Here is a 20877-nt window from a genome sequence, read left to right as displayed (position 1 = left end):
GCTATGCCTCGTTTCCAGGGGTTTCCGTGGTGGCGGCGCGGACCGGGATGGAAGCCCCGATCAGGACCTTGCCTTTTTCCTCCGGGGTGGCGGGGCGCATCTGGCCGCGCTCGTCCGGGACGAAGGTGATGGAGTCGTCCTTCTGGTCGGGGGCATTGACGAAGGAGCGGAACCGGCGCAGGCGTTCGGGGTCCTTGAGGGTGTCTGCCCATTCATCCACGTACGTGTCCACGTGCTTGGCCATGGCGGCCTCAAGGTCCTCGGCGATACCCAGGGTGTCCTTCACCACCACGTCCTCAACGTGCTTGATGCCGCCGTCGAGCTCCTCCTGCCAGCGGGCCGTGCGCTGCAGGCGGTCCGCCGTGCGGATGTAGTACATGAAGTAGCGGTCGATGTACTTGATCAGGGTTTCGTCGTCCAGGTCCTTGGCCAGCAGCTGGGCGTGGGCCGGGGTGGCTCCGCCGTTGCCGCCGACGTACAGGTTCCAGCCGTCGGCGGTGGCGATCACGCCCACGTCCTTGCCGCGTGCTTCGGCACACTCACGGGCGCAGCCGGAGACGCCCATCTTCAGCTTGTGCGGGCTGCGCAGGCCGCGGTAGCGCAGCTCCAGCTGGATGGCCATGGCCACCGAGTCCTGGACACCGAACCGGCACCAGGTGGACCCGACGCACGACTTCACCGTGCGCAGGCTCTTGCCGTACGCCTGGCCGGACTCGAAGCCGGCGTCCACCAGTTCCTTCCAGATCTCCGGCAGCTGCTCCAGCCGGGCACCGAACATGTCGATCCGCTGGCCGCCGGTGATCTTGGTGTACAGGCCGTACTTTTCGGCGACGGCGGCGATCACGCCGAGCTTCCTGGGGGTGATCTCCCCGCCGGCGATGCGGGGGACCACCGAGTAGGTGCCATCCTTTTGCATGTTGGCCAGGGCGCGGTCGTTGGTGTCCTGCAGGGTACCGCGGCCGGCGTCCAGCACGTAGGCGCTGTTCTGGCTGGCAAGGATGTTGGCGATGGTGGGCTTGCAGATGTCGCAGCCGGCCCCGGTGCCGTACTTGGCCATGATCTCCTCGAAGGAGGTCAGTCCCAGGACGCGGATGGCGTCGAAAAGTTCCTGGCGGGACAGTTCGATGTGCTCGCACAGGGCCTTGGAGACCTCGACGCCGGACTTGGTGAGTTCGGTTTCCAGCAGCTTCTTCAGCATGGGCACGCAGGAGCCGCACTGGGTGCCGGCACGGGTGCAGCCCTTCAGTTCGCCCAGTTCCTGGACCGGGGCGTTGCCGTCGCAGGCGCCGCAGCCGTTGATGGCGTCGCGGATGGTACCTGCCGTGACGTTGTTGCAGGAGCACAGGGTGGCGTCGTCCGGGAGCTCGGTTTCGGGAGCTTCGCCGCCGCCGGCCGCGGTCAGGAACGCGCCGGGCTCTGCGGGGAGTTCACGGCCCAGGAGAGGCCGCAGGCTCATGTAGGGAGAGGCATCGCCGACGAAGATGCCGCCCAGGAGGGTCTTGGCGTCGTCCGTGGTGACGATCTTCTGGTAGACGCCGCGGGCGGGGTCCGCGTAGACGATTTCGAGGGCGTGCTCGGTGCGGGCAAAAGCGTCACCGAAGCTGGCCACGTCCACGCCGGAGAGTTTCAGCTTGGTGGCGGTGTCGAAGCCGGGGAACGTGGCGTCGCCGCCGTGCAGCCGGTCGGCGACGATCTCGGCCATGGTGTTGGCGGGCGCCACCAGGCCAAGGCACATGCCCCCGAAGTTGGCTACCTCGCCAATGGCCCAGATGCCGGGGACTTCGGTGGCGCAGTAGTCGTTGATGACCACGCCGCCGCGCGGGCCCAGGCTGAAAAGCTGCTCTTCGCCGTCGGCGGCGCGGAAGAGTTCGTCACGGGGCTTGACGCCGACCGCGACGATGACCAGGTCGGCCGGGATGATCCTGTTGTCGGCCATCAGCACTCCGGTGACCTGGCCGTCGTCGTCCGCCAAAATCTCCGACGGGAAGACACCGCCGTGGACCTCGAAGCCCTTGGCTTCGATCAGGCGGCCCAAGGCCTGGCCCGCGCCCTCGTCCAGCTGGGTGTTCATGAGCCAGGGGGCGCCGTTGATGACCACAGGGGTGGCGCCGAGCTGTTCCGTGCCGGCTGCGGATTCCAGTCCCAGGAGCCCGCCGCCAATGGTGACCGCGTTGATCTTGCGGCCGAGTTTCGCGGTGAGGTCGGCGACGGCCTTGTTGATGGCCCACACGTCCTCCAGCGTCCGGTAGACGTGGGCGTGCCCGGCGCCGGGGATGGGCAGGCGGACGGCGTCCGAACCCGTGGCCACGACCAGTTCGTCATATTCGTAGGTGTTGCCGGCGGCCGTCTCCACGGTCTTGGCCTCAGCGTTGACCTTCACGACGCGCTCGCCGGTCTTCAGGGTCAAGGAGCCGTGCTCCCACATGGAGGTCGCTCCCAGCGTCAGGTCCACACCGGTGTCCGTGAGGGCCTTCGAGAGGGCCACGCGGTCGTAGGGGAGGTGGGCTTCCTCGGTGAGGACCGTGACATCCCAGCCGTCGAGGCCGCGGGCATGCATGGCGTCCGCGAAACGGTGGGCCGCAGGGCCGCCGCCGGCGACGACGATGCGGCGCGGAGTCTCGGTGCTTGAAGTCTGTTCGGTCACTGTGGGCCTTTCGCATGGGCCGCAGACGGTGCTCTGCAGCTTGTGCTCCCAGCCTAGGGAGGGGCAGTTTCGCCTCAGTTTCCCTTTTGTTTCGTCAACTTAACTTCTGCATCACGAGCGCATTTCCGGCCGCGTGAGGTCTCTTTTACCCGCCGGACACATTCACCGCACCCCTTTGAAACACCCGGAACCTAGCGTTGGACACGGCATCACAAGCAGCCGCTTGCAGGGATGACAGGCACAGGAGAGGAGCCGGACATGACGGCAACACTGGAACTTGGGGCGCTCGCCGCCGAATCAGACACCGCCGGATCCGGGACCGGTTGGCACCGCGTCTGCGCGGTGGAGGACCTTGAGCCCGCCTGGGGCGAGGCAGCGCTGCTTGCCGGCCGCCAGGTGGCGCTGTTCCGCACCGGTCCACGCGAAGTCTTCGCCGTGGCGCATGAGGATCCGGCCACCGGAGCCCACGTCATGGCCCGCGGCATCCTGGGTTCCAAGGGCACGCGCCCCACGATCGCCTCGCCGCTGCATAAAGAGGTCTACGACCTCGAGACCGGTGAATGCTTCACCACTCCGGGCCTGCGCCTGGCCGCCTTCAACACCCGGATCACCGACGGGTTCGTCGAGGTGGAACTCTAGGACTTCCCGCACACAGGAAAGGGGCGCCAGGCGGCGCCCCTTTCCGCGGTTAAAGTCCCAGTGCCTCGCTGACGTCGTGCAGGACCTCGTCCAGGGAGGCACGCGCCGCCTGGCGCGCCTCCGGCAGTTCGGCGGCGGATCCCACGTGGTGGATCACTTCGAGGTAGCACTTGAGCTTGGGCTCCGTGCCGCTGGGCCGGATGATCACGCGGGTCAGGTCCCTGGTGATGTACAGCAGGCCCTCCGTGGGCGGCAGCTGGCCGCTTCCCTCTGCCAGGTCGGTGAAGACTTCCACCGCGGACTGCCCGAACGATTCCGGCGGCGAAACCCTCAACCGGTTCATCATGGCGTCCAGGAGGCCCAGGTCTGCGACCCGGATGCTCAGCTGGTCGCTGGCGTGCAGGCCGTGCTGGAGGTACAGCTCATCGAGGGTGTCGAAGACGGTCTTGCCGGCGGCCTTGGCGGCGGCAGCAAGTTCGGCGATCAGCACGGCCGCGGAAATGCCGTCCTTGTCCTTCACCAGGTCCGGCGCGACGCAATAACCCAGCGCTTCCTCGTAGCCGTAGGTGAGGCCGGGAACCCGGGAGATCCATTTGAACCCGGTCAGGGTTACTTCATGGGCGAAGCCCGCGGCAGCGGCGACGCGCGCCAGCAGGCGGGAGGACACGATCGAGTTGGCAAAGACACCCTGGTGGTCCGCTTCGGTGCCGGCGTCCGCGAGCCGGGCGGCGATGTGGGCCCCCAGGAGGGCGCCGACTTCGTCTCCGCGGAGCATCCGCCAGGCGCCGGTGTCCGGGTCCTTGGCGGCGACGGCAGCCCTGTCGGCGTCGGGATCGTTTGCGATGACCAGGTCGGCGTCGAGCCGTTCGGCCGCTTCGAGGGCGAGGTCGAGTGCCCCGGGTTCTTCCGGGTTGGGGAAGCTGACGGTGGGGAATTCGGGGTCCGGTTCGGCCTGTTCGGCCACCATGGTGACATCCGTGAAACCTGCCGCGTTCAGGACCTCCAGTGCCGTCCCGCCACCCACGCCGTGCAGCGGGGTCAGGACGATCCGCAGGTCGCGGGCGGGGAAGCGGTCCGGCATGGCCAGTGCAGCAATCGCGCGCTGGTAGTCGGCGGCCAGCGAGCCGTCCAGCACGGTCCACCCGCCGGCCGCCAGTTCGATGGAGCCGACGGGGCCCACGGCGCTGATCCGCGCGGCGATGCGGGCGTCGTAGGGGGCCACGATCTGGGCGCCGTCGCCGTCGGCGGACACTGCGTGCCGGCCCAGGTAGACCTTGTACCCGTTGTCCTGCGGCGGGTTGTGGCTGGCGGTGACCATGACGCCGCCGTCGCATTCCAGGGCGCGGACGGCGTAGGCCAGCAGGGGAGTGGGGAGGGCTGCCGGGAGCAGGAAGGTCTCGATGCCGGCAGCGGTGAAGATGGCGGCCGTTTCGGCCGCGAAGACATCCGAGTTGTGCCGGGCGTCATAGCCGACGACGGCGCGCGGCCGGGTGCCGGACGCAGCTTCGGCTACGGCGTCCACCAGGAAGGCCGCCAGTCCGGCTGCGGCGCGGCGGACCACCACCCGGTTCATCCGGTTCGGCCCGGGTCCGAGGGCGGCGCGCAGGCCCGCCGTGCCAAACTGCAGCGTGCCGCGGAAGCTGTCTTCCAGCTCCTGCCGTGCCGCGGGGTCGCCCTCTTCAACGAGCCCCACAAGCCCAAGCAGCGATGCTTGTGTTGCGGGATCCGGATCCAGGGCGGCCCATTCCCGGGCCTCGGCAAGCAGGCGAAGTTCGGCATCGGAAGACGTCATGGGCCTAACGCTATCGTCATTGCAGGTCCGTTGCCCGCACCCCGGCGGTCAGGGGCGTTCAGAGCCGGGCGATGATGTCAGCCAGCAACCGGGAGATGCGCGGGCCCGCGGCCTGGCCGGATTCGATGACTTCCTGGTGGCTGAGCGGCTGGGGGCTGATGCCCGCTGCCAGGTTGGTGACCAGGGAGATGCCGAACACTTCCATTCCGGCGTGGCGGCCGGCAATGGCCTCCAGTGCCGTCGACATGCCGATCAGGTCCGCCCCGATCCGCTTGGCGTACTGCACTTCAGCCGGGGTTTCGTAGTGCGGGCCGGGGAACTGGGCGTAGATGCCCTCGTCCAGGGTGGGATCCACCTCGCGGGCCAGTCCACGGATGCGCGGTGAGTACAGGTCCGTCAGGTCCACGAACGTTGCGCCCTCCAGCGGGGACGCAGCGGTGAGGTTGATGTGGTCGCTGATCAACACGGGGGTGCCGGGCGTCCACGCCTCGTTGAGTCCGCCGCAGCCGTTGGTGAGGACCAGGGTCTTGCACCCGGCGGCCGCAGCGGCCCGGATCCCGTGCACCACTGCCCGGACGCCCCTGCCTTCGTAGTAGTGGGTCCGCGCACCCAGGACCAGGGCGCGTTTTCCGTCCTTGGTCAGTACGGACCGGATGGTTCCCACATGGCCTTCCACGGCGGGGGCATGGAAGCCGGGGACCTCCTCCGCGGAGAGGGTGGCGGTGGTCTCGCCGATCAGGTCGGCGGCCTCGCCCCAGCCGGAACCGAGGACCAAGGCGACGTCGTGGCGGTCCACCCCGGTCTCCTCGGCGATGTAGTCAGCGGCGGCCCGGGCGGCGGCAAACGGGTCAGTGTTCAGGAAGTCTGTTGTACTCACCAGTACAAGTTATCCTGCCGCCACTGTTGCCCTCATCACGGCCGGCCCGGAAAACGCCCTGTTTTCTTGGTGGTCAGGCCGGAGATGGGCGAGAATGGATGACTGTGACTACGCATCCAGATTTCAGTTCCCCCCGAATCGCGATCCTGGGAGGCGGTCCCGGCGGATACGAGGCGGCCATGGTCGCCGCCTCGCTGGGGGCAACGGTCACCATCATCGAACGTGCCGGGCTCGGCGGCTCCGCGGTGCTGACCGACGTCGTTCCCTCCAAGACCCTCATCGCCACGGCAGACCTCATGGCCCGGGTGGCCGAGGCGGGCGAGCTCGGCGTGAAATTCGACGTCGACGGCGGCGATTTCGTGCCGGTGATGCACGCTGATCTTAAGCACATCAATGACCGCCTCCTCACCCTGGCCCGCACCCAGTCCCATGACATCCGCGAGGGCCTGGAGAAGGTGGGTGTGCGGATCATTGCCGGGTCCGGCCGCCTCGTGGATAACCACACCATCGAGGTCCTGACCGCTGACGGCACCGAGACGGTGGAAGCCGACACCATCCTGCTGGCTGTTGGCGCGCACCCCCGCGAACTGGAAACTGCCCGCCCGGACGGTGAGCGGATCCTCAACTGGACCCAGATCTACGACCTTGACGAACTTCCCGAGGAACTGATCGTCGTCGGCTCCGGCGTGACGGGTGCCGAATTCGCCTCCGCCTACAACGGCTTGGGATCAAAGGTCACCCTGGTCTCCAGCCGCGACCGCGTGCTGCCGGGCTCCGACGTCGACGCCGCGGTGGTACTGGAAGAAGTCTTCGAGCGCCGTGGGGTCCGGGTCCTGTCCCGCTCCCGCGCCCAGTCCGTGGAGCGTACGGACGACGGCGTCGTGGTGACCCTCGCCGATGGCTCCACCGTGACCGGCAGCCACTGCCTGCTCTGCCTGGGCTCCATCCCCAACACCGCCGGACTGGGCCTTGAAGAAGCCGGCGTGGCCGTCAGCGACAGCGGCCACATCAAGGTTGACGGGGTATCCCGCACCACGGCCCCGAACATCTACGCCGCCGGCGACTGCACCGGCGTCCTGCCGCTGGCCTCCGTGGCCGCCATGCAGGGCCGCATCGCTGTGGCGCACTTCATGGGCGACGGCGTGACCCCGCTCAAGCTCCACCAGGTGGCGTCGAACATCTTCACGTCCCCGGAAATCGCCAACGTGGGAGTGTCCGAGGCGGAGATCGAGTCCGGCAAATACCAGGCGGACATCATCAAGCTTTCGCTGCGCAGCAACGCCCGCGCCAAAATGCGCAACGCCAAGGACGGCTTCGTGAAGATCTTTGCCCGGAAGGGCTCCGGAACCGTCATCGGCGGCGTGGTGGTGGGGCCCAACGCGTCCGAGCTGATCTTCCCGATCGCCATCGCGGTCAAGCAGAAGCTGCACGTGGACGACCTCGCCAGCACCTTCACCGTGTACCCGTCGCTGACCGGCTCCATCTCCGAGGCCGCCCGCCGCCTGCACGTCCACATGTAGGGCAAGGCCGGGGCCCCGTGTGGCCTTGCGGGGTTAGGGGAGGGCCGGGGAGAAGTGCTTCTCGATAAGCCCCTTGATGTCCTCGTGGCAGCCGCCGCAGCCGGTGCCTGCCCGGGTGGCCTTGGACACGTCCGCCACCGTCGAGCAGCCGCCCTCCACAGCGCCTTGGATCGCCGCTCCGCTGACACCGGCGCACCGGCAGACGGTGCCTGCGGGGTCGGCGGCGCCGGGGACCAGGTCCGGCCCGTCCAGGCGCAGGAGCAGGGAACGGTCGGCGGGCAGTTCGGCGCCGCGTTCAAAAAGGCCCACCAGTTCGGCCGCGGTCCGCGGCATTCCCACTGACACCAGGCCCTCCAGGACGCCGCCGCGGGTGGTCATCTTGACGTAGCGGCCGTGCTCCGGATCGGCCCACTGGGCGATTTGCAGGCGCGGCCTGCCGTTGACGGCACCTGCGGTGAGCGCTTCTTCGTCCCAGGGGTCGGCGCCGTTGTTCCCGGCCACCGCCATGTTCAGGCCACGGGCCTTCAGCACCACGACGGCCGGTTGTTCCGGCGGCAGGGCCGGCAGCAGGTCCGCCTCCGCCGCTGCCCCTTCGGCCAGCAGGGTGAGGTAGCCGCCCAACCATTCGGCCTGGCGCCAGCCGGGCCCTACCAGCCCGGACGGGCCCATGGCGTTCCTGCATGCGGCGCAGCCCGGATCCGGGCAGCGAACCTCCGCGCAGTCGCCGATGGCAAAAATGTGCGGTTCGTGGTGCGCCCGCAGCCGGTGGTCCACCAGGATCCCGGTGCCGGTGGACAGTCCGCAGCCTTCGGCCAGTTCGGTTCGGGGACGGACCCCGCACGAGATGACCAGGAGGTCGCCGTCGATCGCGGACCCGTCGTCGAGCAGCAACGCCGAGAAGCCGCCGTCGGGCGCGTTGTGCTCAACGCCCGTGGAACGGGCGTTGCCTGCCACCCTCACGCCGCACCGGCGCAGCCCGGCGGCCAGGACGGCCCCGCCGCCGCGATCGATGCTGCGGCCCAGGGGGTGCGGCCCGTTGTGGACCACGGTGACCGTAGCCCCTTCTTCCGCGGCCGCGAGTGCCGTCTCCAGCCCGAGGACGCCGCCGCCCAGGACCACCACCCGCTTGCCGCCGTCCACCGCCTGGCGGAGCACGTCCGCGTCGCGGAGATCGCGCAAGGCCGTGACCCCGGCGGGAAGCACGGGGGAGGCGGGATCGGGGTTGATTCCGGTGAGGTTGGGGATGACGGGCCGTGATCCGGTGGCAAACACCAGCCTGTCGTAGTGCACGACGGTTCCGTCGGACAGCAGGACCTGCTGCCGCGCCCGGTCCACCCGCTTGACCCGCACGCCCAGGCGGACGTCCACTCCCTCGGCTGCCAGGTCGGCGGCGTCGGCGAGGGCCAGGGCGCCGGCGGTGGTGCGGCCGACGCCGAGGTCCGCCACCAGGACGCGGTTGTAGGCGGCCTCGGACTCCTCACCCACTACGGTGAGCCGGGCGTGCCCGCCGCGGACGGCGGGCAGGACCTCGTCCACCAGCCTGGCGGCCACGGGGCCGAATCCCACGATCACAATCTGCTCGCTCATGAGGCCTCCGTCTTTTGCAGCATGCGGGCGGAATCGGGGGCGGCCACGGGCCGGACCCACACGGTGTTGAACTTGAATTCAGGCATCCCGGAGATGGGGTCGGTGGCTGCTTCGGTCAGCCGGTTGGCGCTTTCGGATCCCGGGAAGTGGAAGGGGAGGAAGACCGTTTCGGGCCGGATGGCGCTGGTGAGTTCCGCCCGGCACACCACCTCGCCGCGTGCGTTGGCCACGGAGACCAGCGAGCCGGCGGTGATGCCGAGTGCCTCGGCGGCCGCAGGGTGGATCTGGGCCTTCGCTTCCGGCTGGGTGGCGAGAAGTTCGTGGACCCGCCGGGTCTGCGCGCCGGACTGGTAGTGCTCCAGGAGGCGCCCGGTGATGAGGGTCATTTCCTTGGCGCCGGCCGCCGCGTTTGCGCCGGGGTCCGCAGTGGAGGGGCGACGGCGGCGTGGAACCACCGGGACCATGACCGCCTTGCCGTCGGGGTGCGCGAAGCCGTCCCGGAAGAGCCGCGGCGTGCCGGTGCTGCCGGCAGGGTAGGGCCAGTAGGCGGCTTCGCCCCGGTCCAGCATGGCGTAGTCGATGCCCGAGTAGTCGGCCAGCCCGCCCGCGGAGGCAAGCCGCAGTTCCTCGAAGACCGTCTCAGGGTCCTCGCTGTAGGTGGAGGGGGCGTCCAACCGCTCAGCCAGCCGGGCCATGATCCACAGTTCGCTGCGGGCACCGGCAGGCGGGGAGATGGCGCGGCGCCGGCGCAGGACGCGACCTTCCAGGTTGGTCAGGGTGCCTTCCTCCTCGGCCCACTGGAGGACCGGAAGGATGAGGTCGGCCTCCGCGGCGGTCTCCGACATGAAGAAGTCGCACACCACCAGGAAGTCCAGGCTGCGCAGACCCTTGATGACGGCGTTGGCGTCGGGGGCGGCCACGGCGATGTTGGAGGCGTGCACGAAAAGGCACCAGACGCCGTCGGGCTGTCCCAGCGACTTCAGCAACTGGACGGCGGGCAGGCCGGGCCCGGGGATCAACGCTTCGGGGACGCCCCAGACAGCGGCGACGTGGGCCCGGGCGGCGGGGTCGGTGATCTTGCGGTAGCCGGGGAGCTGGTCCGCCTTCTGGCCGTGCTCGCGGCCGCCCTGGCCGTTGCCCTGCCCGGTGAGCGTTCCGTAGCCGCTGCGGGCCGAGCCCGGCAGGCCGAGCAGGAGGCTGAGGTTGATGGCGGCGGTGGCGGTGTCGGTGCCGTCCACGTGCTGTTCCACGCCGCGGCCGGTCAGGATGTAGCTGCCGCCTGCCTGTGCTCCGGCGGCCAGCCTGCGGGCGGTTTCCCGGATCAGGTCCGCGGGCACGCCGGTGAGGGATTGCACGCGCTCGGGCCAGAAGGCGTTGACGCTGCGGGCTACGGCGTCGTAGCCCGTGGTGCGCTCCTGCAGGTAGCCGGTGTCCGCCAGGCCTTCGTGGATGACCACGTGCGAGAGCCCGAGCAGCAGGGCCAGGTCAGTGCCCGGCAGTGGCTGGAGATGGATGCCGCCGCCGTCGGCTGTGAAGGCTGCCGTGGCGGAGCGGCGCGGATCCACCACGATCAGTCCGCCGGCATTGCGGGCACCCTGCAGGTGCTGGACGAAAGGCGGCATGGTCTCGGCGACGTTCGAACCCAGCATGAGGATGGTGCCGGCGGCATCCAGGGCCTCGAGCGGGAAGGGCAGGCCGCGGTCCACGCCGAAGGCGCGCATGCCGGCGGCCGCTGCCGAGGACATGCAGAACCTGCCGTTGTAGTCGATCCGGGAGGTCCCCAGTGCCAGCCGGGCGAACTTGCCCAGCTGGTAGGCCTTCTCGTTGGTGAGTCCGCCGCCCCCGAAAACACCTATGGAGTCGGCCCCGTGGCGGGCGCGGGCATCCCGGACTGCCGAGGCGGCCAGGTCCAGGGCCTGGTCCCAGCCGATCGGCCGGTGGACGCCGTCGGGACCCTTCAGGAGCGGCTCGGTGATCCTGCCCGCGTGGTTCAGGAGCGTGGGGGAGGTCCACCCCTTGCGGCAGAGTCCGCCGCGGTTGGTGGGGAAGTCCCGGCCGGCAACTTCCAGGGCTGCCGCGGGGTTCAGGGCAGGCACGGGGCCTGGCCCCGGCTGTTCAGCCGGGGCCAGGTCCGCGGGGGACGTGAGCGTCATGGCGCACTGCAGGGCGCAGTAGGGGCAGTGCGTGTCGGCGCTTTTGGTCATGTTAGACGTGCCCCATCGCGTTCCGGCCGGCGTTGCGGATGTAGCAGGTCCAGCAGACCACCAGCATGAGGACATACGCGCCGACGAATCCGTAGAAGGCCGGAGTGTAGGAGCCGCTGGCGGTGCTGGAGGCATTCAGCACCTGGGGGATCACGAAGCCCCCGTAGGCTCCGATCGCGGAGATCAGTCCGAGGGCCGAGGACGCCAGGCGCTGGGTGGCCACCGGGTTGGCACCGTTGCGGGCAGCCCGGCTGGAGGTGGCGAAGATGACCGGGATCATCCGGTAGGTGGCGCCGTTGCCGAAGCCGCTGGCGGTGAACAGCATCAGGAAAAGGACCAGAAAGAGCAGGAAGTTCTTCAGCGGGAGGGTCCAAACCATGGTCAGCGTGATCACGGCCATGGAGGCGAAGGCGGCAACGGTCATCCGGGCGCCGCCCATCCGGTCCGCCATGCGTCCGCCGTACGGGCGGGCCAGCGAACCCACCAGGGGGCCCAGGAAGGCCAGGGACAGGGCCACGGTCCCCACTCCGATGGAGGAGAACGCGGGGAAGTAGTCCTTGATGAGCTTGGGGAACACGCCGGCGAAGCCGATGAAGGAGCCAAAGGTGCCGATGTACAGCAGGGCCATGATCCACAGGTGCGGTTCCTTCAGCGCCGCGACCGAGCCGGCCACGTCGCCCTTGGCGCTGGTGAGGTTGTTCATGTACTTGAAGGCGCCGAATGCTGCCAGCAGGATGAACGGGACCCACATCCACCCGGCCATAGGCAGGTTGACGGTGCCGGCTGCGAGGAGGGTGATGACGATCGGGACGGCAAGCTGTGCGACGGCGGCGCCCAGGTTTCCGCCGGCGGCGTTCAGGCCCAGCGCCCAGCCCTTTTCCCTCGCCGGGTAGAAGAACGTGATGTTGGCCATGGAGCTGGCGAAGTTGCCGCCGCCGAAGCCGGCGAGGGCAGCCACCAGGAGCATGACGCCGAACGGCGTGTCCGGGTTGGAGACACACAGCGCCAGTCCGGTGGAGGGGATCAGGAGCAGCAGTGCGGAGACGATGGTCCAGTTCCGTCCGCCGAAGCGGGGGACCATGAACGTGTAGGGAATGCGGAGGGTGGCGCCCACGAGGCTGGGCATCGAGATGAGCCAGAAGATCTCCGAGGTGGAGAAGGTGAAGCCGGCGGCGGGAAGCTGGACCACCACGATGGACCACAGCTGCCACACCACGAAGCCGAGGAACTCGGCGAAGATGGACCAGTTCAGGTTGCGGCGGGCGATAACGCGGCCGGCGGTTTCCCACTGCTCCTTGTTCTCGGCATCCCAGTTGGCGATCCAGCGGCCGGGGCGGAATTCAAGGGCAGGGGCGTCTGTGGTGCGGGTACGGCCGGGCTGTGCGCTGGCGGATGCGGCAACGGCTGCCGGTCCAGTGGCCTCTTCGAGGTCAAGGGTATTTCCGGCGCCGGCATCAACGGTGCGGTCAACAGTCACGGGTTACCTCCTTCAGGGGATGTTGTTCCTCCAAGGTAGGGACGGCTCGTTTCGCGGACGGACGATGTTTGTTAACGCGCTGTGACTTTTGCCTATCCGGGCCTGTACGTCGGCGTGAGGCCCGGTGTGGAGGCCCGCATGGTGAGACGCACAACACGTGTCCGCATGATGGACGATTCGTCCATTGACTGGACGCAGCGAAGTAAGATCGAACTCTAATTATTCGAGCCGGGAGGCGGCCCCGCCTGTGCCCGGCCGGTCTCACGAAAGCGCTTACCTATGTCATCCCCCGATACCACCACGGTGCCCGGTTCGCACCAGCCGGTGAACTCCCGCGGCCGCGTCATCGTGGCGAGCCTGATCGGCACCACCGTGGAGTTCTACGACTTCTACGTCTACGCCACTGCCGCCGTGCTCGTCTTCCCGAAGCTCTTCTTCCCGGGCCAGAACGAGACCACCCAGCTGCTGAGCTCCTTCGCCGTCTTTGGCGTGGCGTTCGTCGCACGTCCACTTGGCTCCATCGTGTTCGGCCACTTCGGTGACAAGTTTGGCCGCAAGGGAACCCTTGTGGCGTCGTTGCTCACCATGGGCATTGCGACCTTCCTGATCGGTTGCCTCCCCACCGCCCTGGTACCGGGCTGGGAATTCTGGGCACCGGCCCTGCTCGTCATCATGCGCTTTGCCCAAGGCCTGGCCCTGGGCGGCGAATGGAGCGGCGCGGCCCTGCTGGCCACGGAAAACGCGCCCGCCAACAAGCGCGCCATCTACGGCACCTTCCCGCAACTGGGCGCCCCCATTGGCTTCATCATCGCCAACGTCATCTTCCTCGTGGCCAGCTACACGCTCTCGCCGGAGGCCTTCGCGGCCTGGGGCTGGCGCGTACCGTTCCTGCTCAGCGCCGTCATGGTCATCCTGGGCCTGTACGTCCGGCTCAAGCTGATCGAAACCCCCGCCTTTACCAAGGTGGTGCAATCCAACGAAGTGGCGAAACTTCCGCTGGGCCGCGTCTTCAAGACCAGCTGGCGCCAGCTGATCCTGGGCACCTTCATCATGCTGGCCACCTACGTGCTCTTCTACCTGATGACCACGTTCACCCTCACCTACGGCACCAAGCCCACGCTGGCCGGTGCGCAGGCGGCCGCCGAAAAGGCCGGAAAGCCCATGACGGAGGCGGCCGCTGCCGCGTTCGTCCCCGGCCTGGGCTACACCCGCAACGACTTCCTCTGGATGCTGATCGCCGGCGTCGTCTTCTTCGGCATCTTCACCCTGGTCTCCGGCCCGCTCGCCGAGAAGTACGGCCGCCGCAAGATGCTGATGGCCGTCACCGCCGGCATCTTCGTGTTCGGCCTGCTGTTCGTCCCGCTGTTCAGCGGCGGGTTCGTGGGCACCATGGGCCTGCTGATCCTTGGTTTCTCCCTGATGGGCCTGACCTTCGGGCCCATGGGGGCGCTGCTGCCGGAACTGTTCCCCACGAACGTCCGCTACACCGGCTCTGCCATCAGCTACAACTTCTCCAGCATCCTGGGTGCAGCAGTGGCGCCGTTCATCGCCGTCGCGCTCTGGGAAGCGGCCAAGGGCAGCCCCGTCCTGGTGGGCCTGTACCTGACGTCCATGGCCGTGCTGACACTGATCGCGCTGTTCCTCACGCGCGAAACCCGCGACCTTGACTACGAGAACAACGTGGCCTGATTTCTCCAACGCCACAATGCCCGGCGCGGCCATCCGGCCCGCCGGGCATTGTCATGCTCAGCGGGCGTAGCGTGCCACGAAGTTCTTCAGGACGGTCATGGGCTCGGTCACGGTGGACCGGCGTGCCGCCGCCATCAGTTCCCCGGCGGATTCCGGCGGGAAGTACCCGGCGTGCCGGTAGATGTCGATCCGGGTCACCAGCCCCTCCGCGTCCAGTTCGGGATGGAACTGGGTGGCGTAGAGGTTGGTCTTGACCCGGAACATGTGGACCGGGCAGGTGGCGGAGCGCGCCAGCAGCACCGCGTGCGGTGGCAGGGAACTGACCGCTTCCTTGTGGCCGGTCAGGGCCGTGAAGATCCGGGGCAGCCCGTGGAGGAGGGGATCCTGCATTCCCGCCTCCGTCAGCTCGATTTCTACGGCGCCCAGCGGCTCGCCGTATGTCCGGTCGATCACCGCGCCCTGGTGTGTGCCCAGGGTTCCCACCCCGTAGCAGGCACCCAGGAACGGAAAGTCGAGCGACACGAGCTGGTCCAGGAGGCCCGAAAGTTCCCGTTCCACCCGGTGCTGCACCGCGCTCTTGTTCCCGGGCGGATCGCTGGAGGTGAACGGGCTGCCGCCGACGATCACCCCGGAGTACCGCGAAAGGTCCAGTGCGGGCAGCGGTGCGGCCTCCAGCCGGACCCGGTGAAGTTCGCGCTCTTCCAGTCCGCCGTACCGCAGGTAGGCCGCATATTCGTCGTCGGCGGCGGCATCCTCGGCCCGGGATGCGAGAAGCAGGAAAGGCAGCATCTGCTAAGTCTGCCTGCTGGCGGCGCGCCCTGCCAGCACCCGGACCGTCCCGACGGCGAACCGGGTGCGGCGGCAGGTCAGGCGGCGGGCTGGGTCAGGGAGCGCCGGGACTGGGGCCGGGCGGCGGGGTCCGCGTGCCGGTGCACCAGCTTCCAGTAGCCTTCCTCGCGGCGGAAGATGCTGGTGACGCGCAGGGCAAATTCCTCCGTGGCGGACGCGGCGTCCAGCCGCGCCCGGAAGTGCTCGGTTTCCACCAGGTAGGCGGTGTCGCGGGCGGTGTAGGAGGTGACAGTGTCGAAGCCCAGCATCTCGCCGTCGCGGAACTGCCGGGCCGCCTGGTCAAGGCGGGCCTCCACCTGGGCCCAGCCGCGGGCGATGCCGCCGAACGGGTTGGCCAGGGTGACATCGTCCTGCCGGGAGTACAGGTCCTTGATCGGGGCCGGGTTGCCCCGGGTGATTTCGGGAACCGCCTGGTGGTAGCGGTCCACTTCTTCCTGGAAGCTTGGTGCGAGCATGTCCGGCGCAGCGCTTTCTAGTCTTCGATCGTGGCGATGACCGCGCCGGCGGACACAGTTTCGCCCGCCGTTGCCGTCAGTCCCGTGATGGTGCCGGAACGGTGCGCCGTCAGCGGCTGTTCCATCTTCATGGCCTCCAGGACCACCACCAGGTCGCCCTCGGACACCACGTCACCGTGCGAAACGGCGACCTTCACGATGGTTCCCTGCATCGGGGAAGTGAGGGCATTGCCCGTGGCTGCGGCGGGACCTGCTGACCGTGAGCGCTTCTTGGACTTGCCGGGCTTGCCGGCGGCTGCGGCGGTGCCGGGGACGCCGAGGGATGCGGGGAGCACCACTTCCAGGCGCTTGCCGCCCACCTCGACGACGACGCGCTGGCGTTCGCCGGCCTCCGACTCTTCTTCCGCGGTGCCGCTGGGTGTCCAGGCGGGGATGTCGTTGACGAAGGCGGTCTCGATCCAGCGGGTGTGGACCTTGAACGGGCCCTCCGCGGGGGCGAAGTCGGGGTTGCTGACCACGGCGAGATCAAACGGGATGACGGTGGGAATGCCCTCGACCACCATTTCCTCCAGGGCACGCCGGGAGCGCTGCAGTGCCTGGGTGCGGGTGGCGCCGGTGACGATCAACTTGGAGAGCATCGAGTCGAAGTTGCCGCTGATGACATCGCCCTGCTCCACACCGGAATCGATCCGCACGCCGGGCCCGGTGGGGTTCTTGAGGGCACTGATGGTGCCGGGGGAGGGCAGGAAGTTGCGGCCCGGGTCCTCGCCGGTGATGCGGAATTCAAAGGAGTGGCCGCGAACCTCGGGGTCGCCGTAGCCGAGTTCCTCGCCGCGGGCCAGCCGGAACTGCTCGCGGACCAGGTCGATTCCGGTGACTTCCTCGGAGACGCAGTGCTCCACCTGGAGGCGGGTGTTGACCTCAAGGAAGGAAATGGTGCCGTCCTGGCCCACCAGGAACTCGCAGGTCCCCGCGCCCAGGTAACCGGCTTCCTTCAGGATGGCCTTGGAGGATTCGTAGAGCCGCTGGTTCTGTTCCGGGGTGAGGAACGGGGCGGGCGCCTCTTCGACCAGTTTCTGGTTGCGGCGCTGCAGGGAGCAGTCGCGGGTGGAGACCACCACGACGTTGCCGTGTGCGTCGGCGAGGCATTGGGTCTCCACGTGCCGGGGAGCGTCCAGGAAGCGCTCGATGAAGCACTCGCCGCGGCCGAAGGCGGCGGTGGCTTCGCGGACGGCGGACTCGAAGAGTTCGGGGATTTCCTCGCGGGTGCGGGCCACCTTGATGCCGCGTCCACCGCCGCCGAAAGCCGCCTTGATGGCCACGGGCAGGCCGAATTTGTCCACGAATTCCAGGATTTCCTCGGCGGATTCCACGGGGTCGGCGGTGCCGGGGACCTGCGGGGCGCCGACCTTCTCGGCGATGTGGCGGGCCCGGACCTTGTCGCCCAGGGCGGAGATGGCCTCTGGGGAGGGTCCGACCCAGGTGATGCCGGCGGCGATGACCTTGGCGGCGAAGTCGGCGTTCTCGGCCAGGAAGCCGTAGCCGGGGTGGATGGCGTCGGCGCCGGACTGGCGGGCGGCGTCAATGATCTTGTCCATCACCAGGTACGACTCGGCGGCCGTGGTGCCACCCAGGGCATAGGCCTCGTCGGCGAGTTTGACGTGCAGGGCGTCCCGGTCGGGGTCGGCGTAGACGGCCACGGAGGCGATGCCTTCGTCCCGGGCCGCACGGATGATGCGGACGGCGATTTCCCCGCGGTTGGCGATCAGCACCTTGGTGAGGGTCGTCGACTGCGTGGGACCTGCGGACTGCTCCAAATTTGCTGACAAGGCGTCTCCTTCTTTCCTTCAGGGAGCCTAGCGCGGTTTTGAGGGTTCCGCCGATATTACTTGCGGAATCCGCGTGTAAACCAGGCTTCCTTTGTAGGGAAGCTACAAGGCGTCCCGAAAATGGAGGACTTACCGCGCGGGCCAGAGATCCGTGATGCGCACATTGGCGGCGGCCAGGAGGCCACGGAGGGTGGAGACGGACAGGCCGACGACGGCGTGCGGGTCGCCGTCGACCTTCCGGATGAAGGCCCCACCCAGGCCGTCGATGGTGAACGAACCGGCGCAGTGCAGCGGCTCGCCGGTGGCGATGTAGGCGTCGATTTCCGCCGGCTCCATGTCCATGAAGGTGACCTCGGCAGAGGCGACCGCCCCGAGCGTGGCGCCCGAACCGCGGCCGCCCGGGCCGTCGTCGTCCGTGTCCCTGCAGTCCACCAGCCAGTGTCCCGTGTGAAGCACCCCCGCGCTGCCGCTCATCCGGAGCATCCGGTCCCGGGCGACGTCGGCCGTGTAGGGCTTGCCGTGCGCCTCGCCGTCGAACTCGAAGACTGAATCGCAGCCCAGTACCAGGGCGCCCTCCGCTTCCGGCAGGGACGCCACGGCCTCGGCCTTGGCCCTGGCGAGCAGCAGCGCGGTGTCATGCGGGTCGGTGACGCCGTACCGCTCCTGGACGGCTTCCTCGTCGACGTCGGACACCAGGACCGTGTGCCGGATGCCGGCCTCGGCCAGGAGCTTGGTGCGGGCGGGGGACTGGGACGCGAGAATCAGGTGGTGCACGGTTCCAGCCTAGTGGACCAGTTCGCCCGGGGTGGGGGCGGCCTGCCCGCGGTTGAGCTTGGCCCCTTCGACGTCCACGTCCGGCAGGATCCGGTCCAGCCAGCGCGGCAGCCACCAGGACTTGGCGCCCAGCAGGTACATCACGGCCGGGACAATGGTCATGCGGACCACGAAGGCGTCGAACAGGACGCCGAAGGCCATGGCAAAGCCCAGTGGGCGGACCATGGTGAGGTGGCTGAAGATGAAGCCGGAGAACACGCTGACCATGATGATCGCGGCGGCCGTGACCACGGCGGCTGCGTGCCGGAAGCCCACCCGGACAGCTTCCTTGGCTTCGGAGCCGTGCATGTACGCCTCGCGCATGCCGGAGGCGATGAACACTTGGTAGTCCATGGCCAGACCGAACAACACGCCGATCAGGATGATGGGCAGGAAGCTGAGCACGGCTCCCGGGTTGGCGACGTCGAAGACGCTGCCCAGCCAGCCCCACTGGTACACCGCCACCACCGCGCCGAAGGCCGCGGACAGGGACAGCAGGAAGCCGCCGGTGGCCAGCAGCGGGACAACGATGGAGCGGAAGACCAGCAACAGCAGGACCAGGGAAAGCCCGACGACGATCGCCAGGTAGGGCGGCAGGGCGGCACCGAGCTTCGTGGAGACATCCACGTTGCCGGCCGTCTGCCCGGTCAGGCCCATGGCCACGCCGTAGTCCGACTGGATTTCGCCGTTGAGTCCGCGCAGTTCGGCGACCACCTTGACGGTGCTGGCGCTGGCGGGGCCTTCCTTGGGAATGACCTGGAACACGGCGGTCCGGCGGTCATCGCTGAGGGCCACCGGCACGGCGGCCACCACGTTGTCCACGGCGCGGAGCTTGTCCGCGATGTCGTACTGCAGCTTTTGTGCCTGGGCCGCGTCGAGGTTCGCCGGGAACTCGCCCACCGCCACGATCGGACCTGTCACGCCCTCGCCGAAGCTGCGCGCCGTCAGGTCGTAGGCCTGGTAGGCCTCCGAGTCGACGGGCTCGGAGCCGCCGTCCGGCAGGGCCAGCTGGAGTTGGGTTGCCGGCAGCGCCAGGGTGCCGAGTACCAGGACGCCGGCCACCAGTGCCACCCACGGGTGCCGGGTGACGAGTCCGCCCCAGCCGCGGGTGCTGCGCTGGCGGTCGGTGGCGAGGTCCGCGGCTTCATGGCCCGGCTCGGCGTTGTGCGCCTCGGCCTTGGCCCACGCCCGCCGGGAGATGATGCGGCGGCCGATCAGGGACAGCATGGCGGGGGTCAGCGTGATGGCCACGAGCACGGCCACGGCTACGGTCCCTGCTGCGGCAAGGCCCATGACGGTGAGGAACGGCAGCCCGGGGACCACCAGGGCGGCGAGGGCGATGATCACGGTGAGGCCGGCGAAGACCACCGCGTTGCCCGAGGTGCCGTTGGCCCGGGCCACCGATTCCTCGGCGTCCATCCCGGCGAGGAGCTGGGTCCGGTGCCGGTTGACGATGAACAGCGAGTAGTCGATGCCGACGGCGAGGCCGAGCATGAGGGCCAGCATGGGGGAGATGGAGCTCATGTCGAACAGGCCGGAGAGTGCGAAGGTGATGCCGACGCCAACTCCGACGCCGATGATGGCCATCAGCAGCGGGAGGCCGGCGGCGATCAGGGTACCCAGCATGAGGATCAGGACCAGCGCGGCGACGGCGATGCCCACGATCTCCGCCGTGCCGAACAGGGCCGAGATGTCCTCCGTAATCTCCTTGCTGGCCAGTGCCGTGACGCCGGCTGAGGACGTTTCATGGGCGATGTCCTGGACCTGTTTCCGGACCGCCGGGGAGAGCCCGTTGATGGAGGTGTTGAACTGGACCTGGGCGACGGCGGCCTGGTTGTCCTCCGAGACAAAGCGGATGGCGGAGGCCGCCTGGGCCTGGCGTTTGCCGAGCTCCAGCTTGGCCTTGCTGGCCTCCAGGTCCCGGGTTCCGGCGTCGAGCTTGGCCTGGCCTGCTGCCAGTGCCGCCTTCTGCTGGCCCAGTTGCGCGTCGATCACCGCAGCCGGTGCCCCTGCGGCCGTGAGCTGCTGCTCGGCCGCGGCCAGCTGGGCCTTGCCTGCCTCCAGCTGTGCCCGTGAGGAGTCCAGCTGGGCCTGGCCGGCGGCCAATTGCTGTTCACCGTCGGTGATCGCCTTGGCTGCCTGGTCCACCTGGGCCTGGGTGGCGAACGGGTCAACCGTGCCGCGGACCTCGGGCAGGGCCTGGAGCTTCTTCAGCGCGTCCGTGACGGCTGCGCGGCCCTGGTCCGTGAACCCGCCGGGCGGGGCTTCGAACACGATCGTGGCGCTGCCGCCTGAAGCCGACGGCAGGTCCTGCTTGAGCTTGTCAGCGATCCGCTGGGTCTCTGTGCCCGGGATCTGGAAGTTGTTGGACAGCGTGCCGTGGAACGCTGCGGCCGAGCCGCCAACGGCCACCAGCACGGCGAGCCACAAGGAGATGACAAGCCAGCGCCGGCGGTAGGAGAACTTGCCAAGGCGGTAGAGGAGGAGTGCCATGCGGGAACC

At 68.7% G+C, this 20877-nt stretch carries 14 protein-coding genes; 3 read left to right on the top strand and 11 right to left on the bottom strand.

What is annotated here, in order from left to right; all coding sequences use genetic code 11:
• Position 1: 1 nt before the first annotated feature.
• Positions 2 to 2644, bottom strand: a complete 2643-nt coding sequence (gene nirB, locus AC4EEO_RS12830; protein ID WP_491338983.1) for a nitrite reductase large subunit NirB — start codon at positions 2642 to 2644, stop codon at positions 2 to 4.
• 258 nt (positions 2645 to 2902) lie between these two features.
• Here nirB and nirD point away from each other — a divergent pair, with 258 nt between their 5' ends.
• Entirely contained in the window at positions 2903 to 3283 is a 381-nt protein-coding gene (gene nirD / locus AC4EEO_RS12825; RefSeq protein WP_133832166.1) for a nitrite reductase small subunit NirD, read from the top strand.
• A gap of 49 nt (positions 3284 to 3332) precedes the next feature.
• Here nirD and AC4EEO_RS12820 read toward each other — a convergent pair whose 3' ends face one another.
• Positions 3333 to 5075, bottom strand: coding sequence for a phospho-sugar mutase (locus AC4EEO_RS12820; RefSeq protein WP_491338982.1), 1743 nt, complete (start codon positions 5073 to 5075; stop codon positions 3333 to 3335).
• Between the two features lie 58 nt (positions 5076 to 5133).
• On the bottom strand, positions 5134 to 5952 hold the full coding sequence (locus AC4EEO_RS12815; protein ID WP_491338981.1) for a purine-nucleoside phosphorylase: 819 nt from the start codon (positions 5950 to 5952) through the stop codon (positions 5134 to 5136).
• Between the two features lie 104 nt (positions 5953 to 6056).
• On the opposite strand from AC4EEO_RS12815, the gene AC4EEO_RS12810 reads away from it, so the two are divergent.
• The gene (locus tag AC4EEO_RS12810) at positions 6057 to 7472 is read left to right on the top strand and encodes an NAD(P)H-quinone dehydrogenase (RefSeq protein WP_026264929.1); all 1416 of its coding nucleotides are present in this window, start codon (positions 6057 to 6059) and stop codon (positions 7470 to 7472) included.
• 33 nt (positions 7473 to 7505) lie between these two features.
• Here AC4EEO_RS12810 and AC4EEO_RS12805 read toward each other — a convergent pair whose 3' ends face one another.
• Genes AC4EEO_RS12805 through AC4EEO_RS12795 form a run of 3 tightly spaced genes read right to left on the bottom strand, consistent with a single transcriptional unit; the run spans position 7506 to position 12740 of the window.
• Positions 7506 to 9059 carry an FAD-dependent oxidoreductase gene (locus tag AC4EEO_RS12805; RefSeq protein ID WP_133832167.1) on the bottom strand — a complete coding sequence of 518 codons (1554 nt, stop codon included), beginning with the start codon at positions 9057 to 9059 and terminating at the stop codon, positions 7506 to 7508.
• The gene (locus tag AC4EEO_RS12800; RefSeq protein ID WP_491338980.1) at positions 9056 to 11263 is read right to left on the bottom strand and encodes a molybdopterin oxidoreductase family protein; all 2208 of its coding nucleotides are present in this window, start codon (positions 11261 to 11263) and stop codon (positions 9056 to 9058) included. Before AC4EEO_RS12800 ends, AC4EEO_RS12805 begins: the two co-directional genes overlap by 4 nt.
• A gap of 1 nt (position 11264) precedes the next feature.
• Positions 11265 to 12740 carry an MFS transporter gene (locus AC4EEO_RS12795; protein ID WP_491338979.1) on the bottom strand — a complete coding sequence of 492 codons (1476 nt, stop codon included), beginning with the start codon at positions 12738 to 12740 and terminating at the stop codon, positions 11265 to 11267.
• A gap of 279 nt (positions 12741 to 13019) precedes the next feature.
• On the opposite strand from AC4EEO_RS12795, the gene AC4EEO_RS12790 reads away from it, so the two are divergent.
• A complete protein-coding gene (locus tag AC4EEO_RS12790) occupies positions 13020 to 14429 on the top strand; it encodes an MFS transporter (RefSeq protein ID WP_018762983.1) in 1410 nt (469 codons plus the stop codon).
• A gap of 57 nt (positions 14430 to 14486) precedes the next feature.
• Here AC4EEO_RS12790 and AC4EEO_RS12785 read toward each other — a convergent pair whose 3' ends face one another.
• From AC4EEO_RS12785 to AC4EEO_RS12765, 5 genes are all read right to left on the bottom strand, one after another.
• Positions 14487 to 15218, bottom strand: a complete 732-nt coding sequence (locus AC4EEO_RS12785; RefSeq protein WP_491338978.1) for a glutamine amidotransferase — start codon at positions 15216 to 15218, stop codon at positions 14487 to 14489.
• A 77-nt stretch (positions 15219 to 15295) separates the two neighbouring features.
• On the bottom strand, positions 15296 to 15733 hold the full coding sequence (locus AC4EEO_RS12780) for a YybH family protein (RefSeq protein ID WP_018762985.1): 438 nt from the start codon (positions 15731 to 15733) through the stop codon (positions 15296 to 15298).
• Between the two features lie 17 nt (positions 15734 to 15750).
• Positions 15751 to 17562, bottom strand: coding sequence for an acetyl/propionyl/methylcrotonyl-CoA carboxylase subunit alpha (locus AC4EEO_RS12775; RefSeq protein WP_491338977.1), 1812 nt, complete (start codon positions 17560 to 17562; stop codon positions 15751 to 15753).
• Between the two features lie 129 nt (positions 17563 to 17691).
• Complete coding sequence (locus AC4EEO_RS12770; protein WP_018762987.1) at positions 17692 to 18336, bottom strand: Maf family protein; 645 nt, start codon at positions 18334 to 18336, stop codon at positions 17692 to 17694.
• A 9-nt stretch (positions 18337 to 18345) separates the two neighbouring features.
• Positions 18346 to 20868 (bottom strand): MMPL family transporter, encoded by a 2523-nt coding sequence (locus tag AC4EEO_RS12765; RefSeq protein ID WP_491338976.1) that lies wholly within the window; start codon positions 20866 to 20868, stop codon positions 18346 to 18348.
• Positions 20869 to 20877 lie beyond the last annotated feature (9 nt).

The sequence above is a fragment of the Pseudarthrobacter sp. MOO13 genome, assembly GCF_058267655.1.
This window is presented reverse-complemented; position numbering and strand designations above follow the sequence as displayed.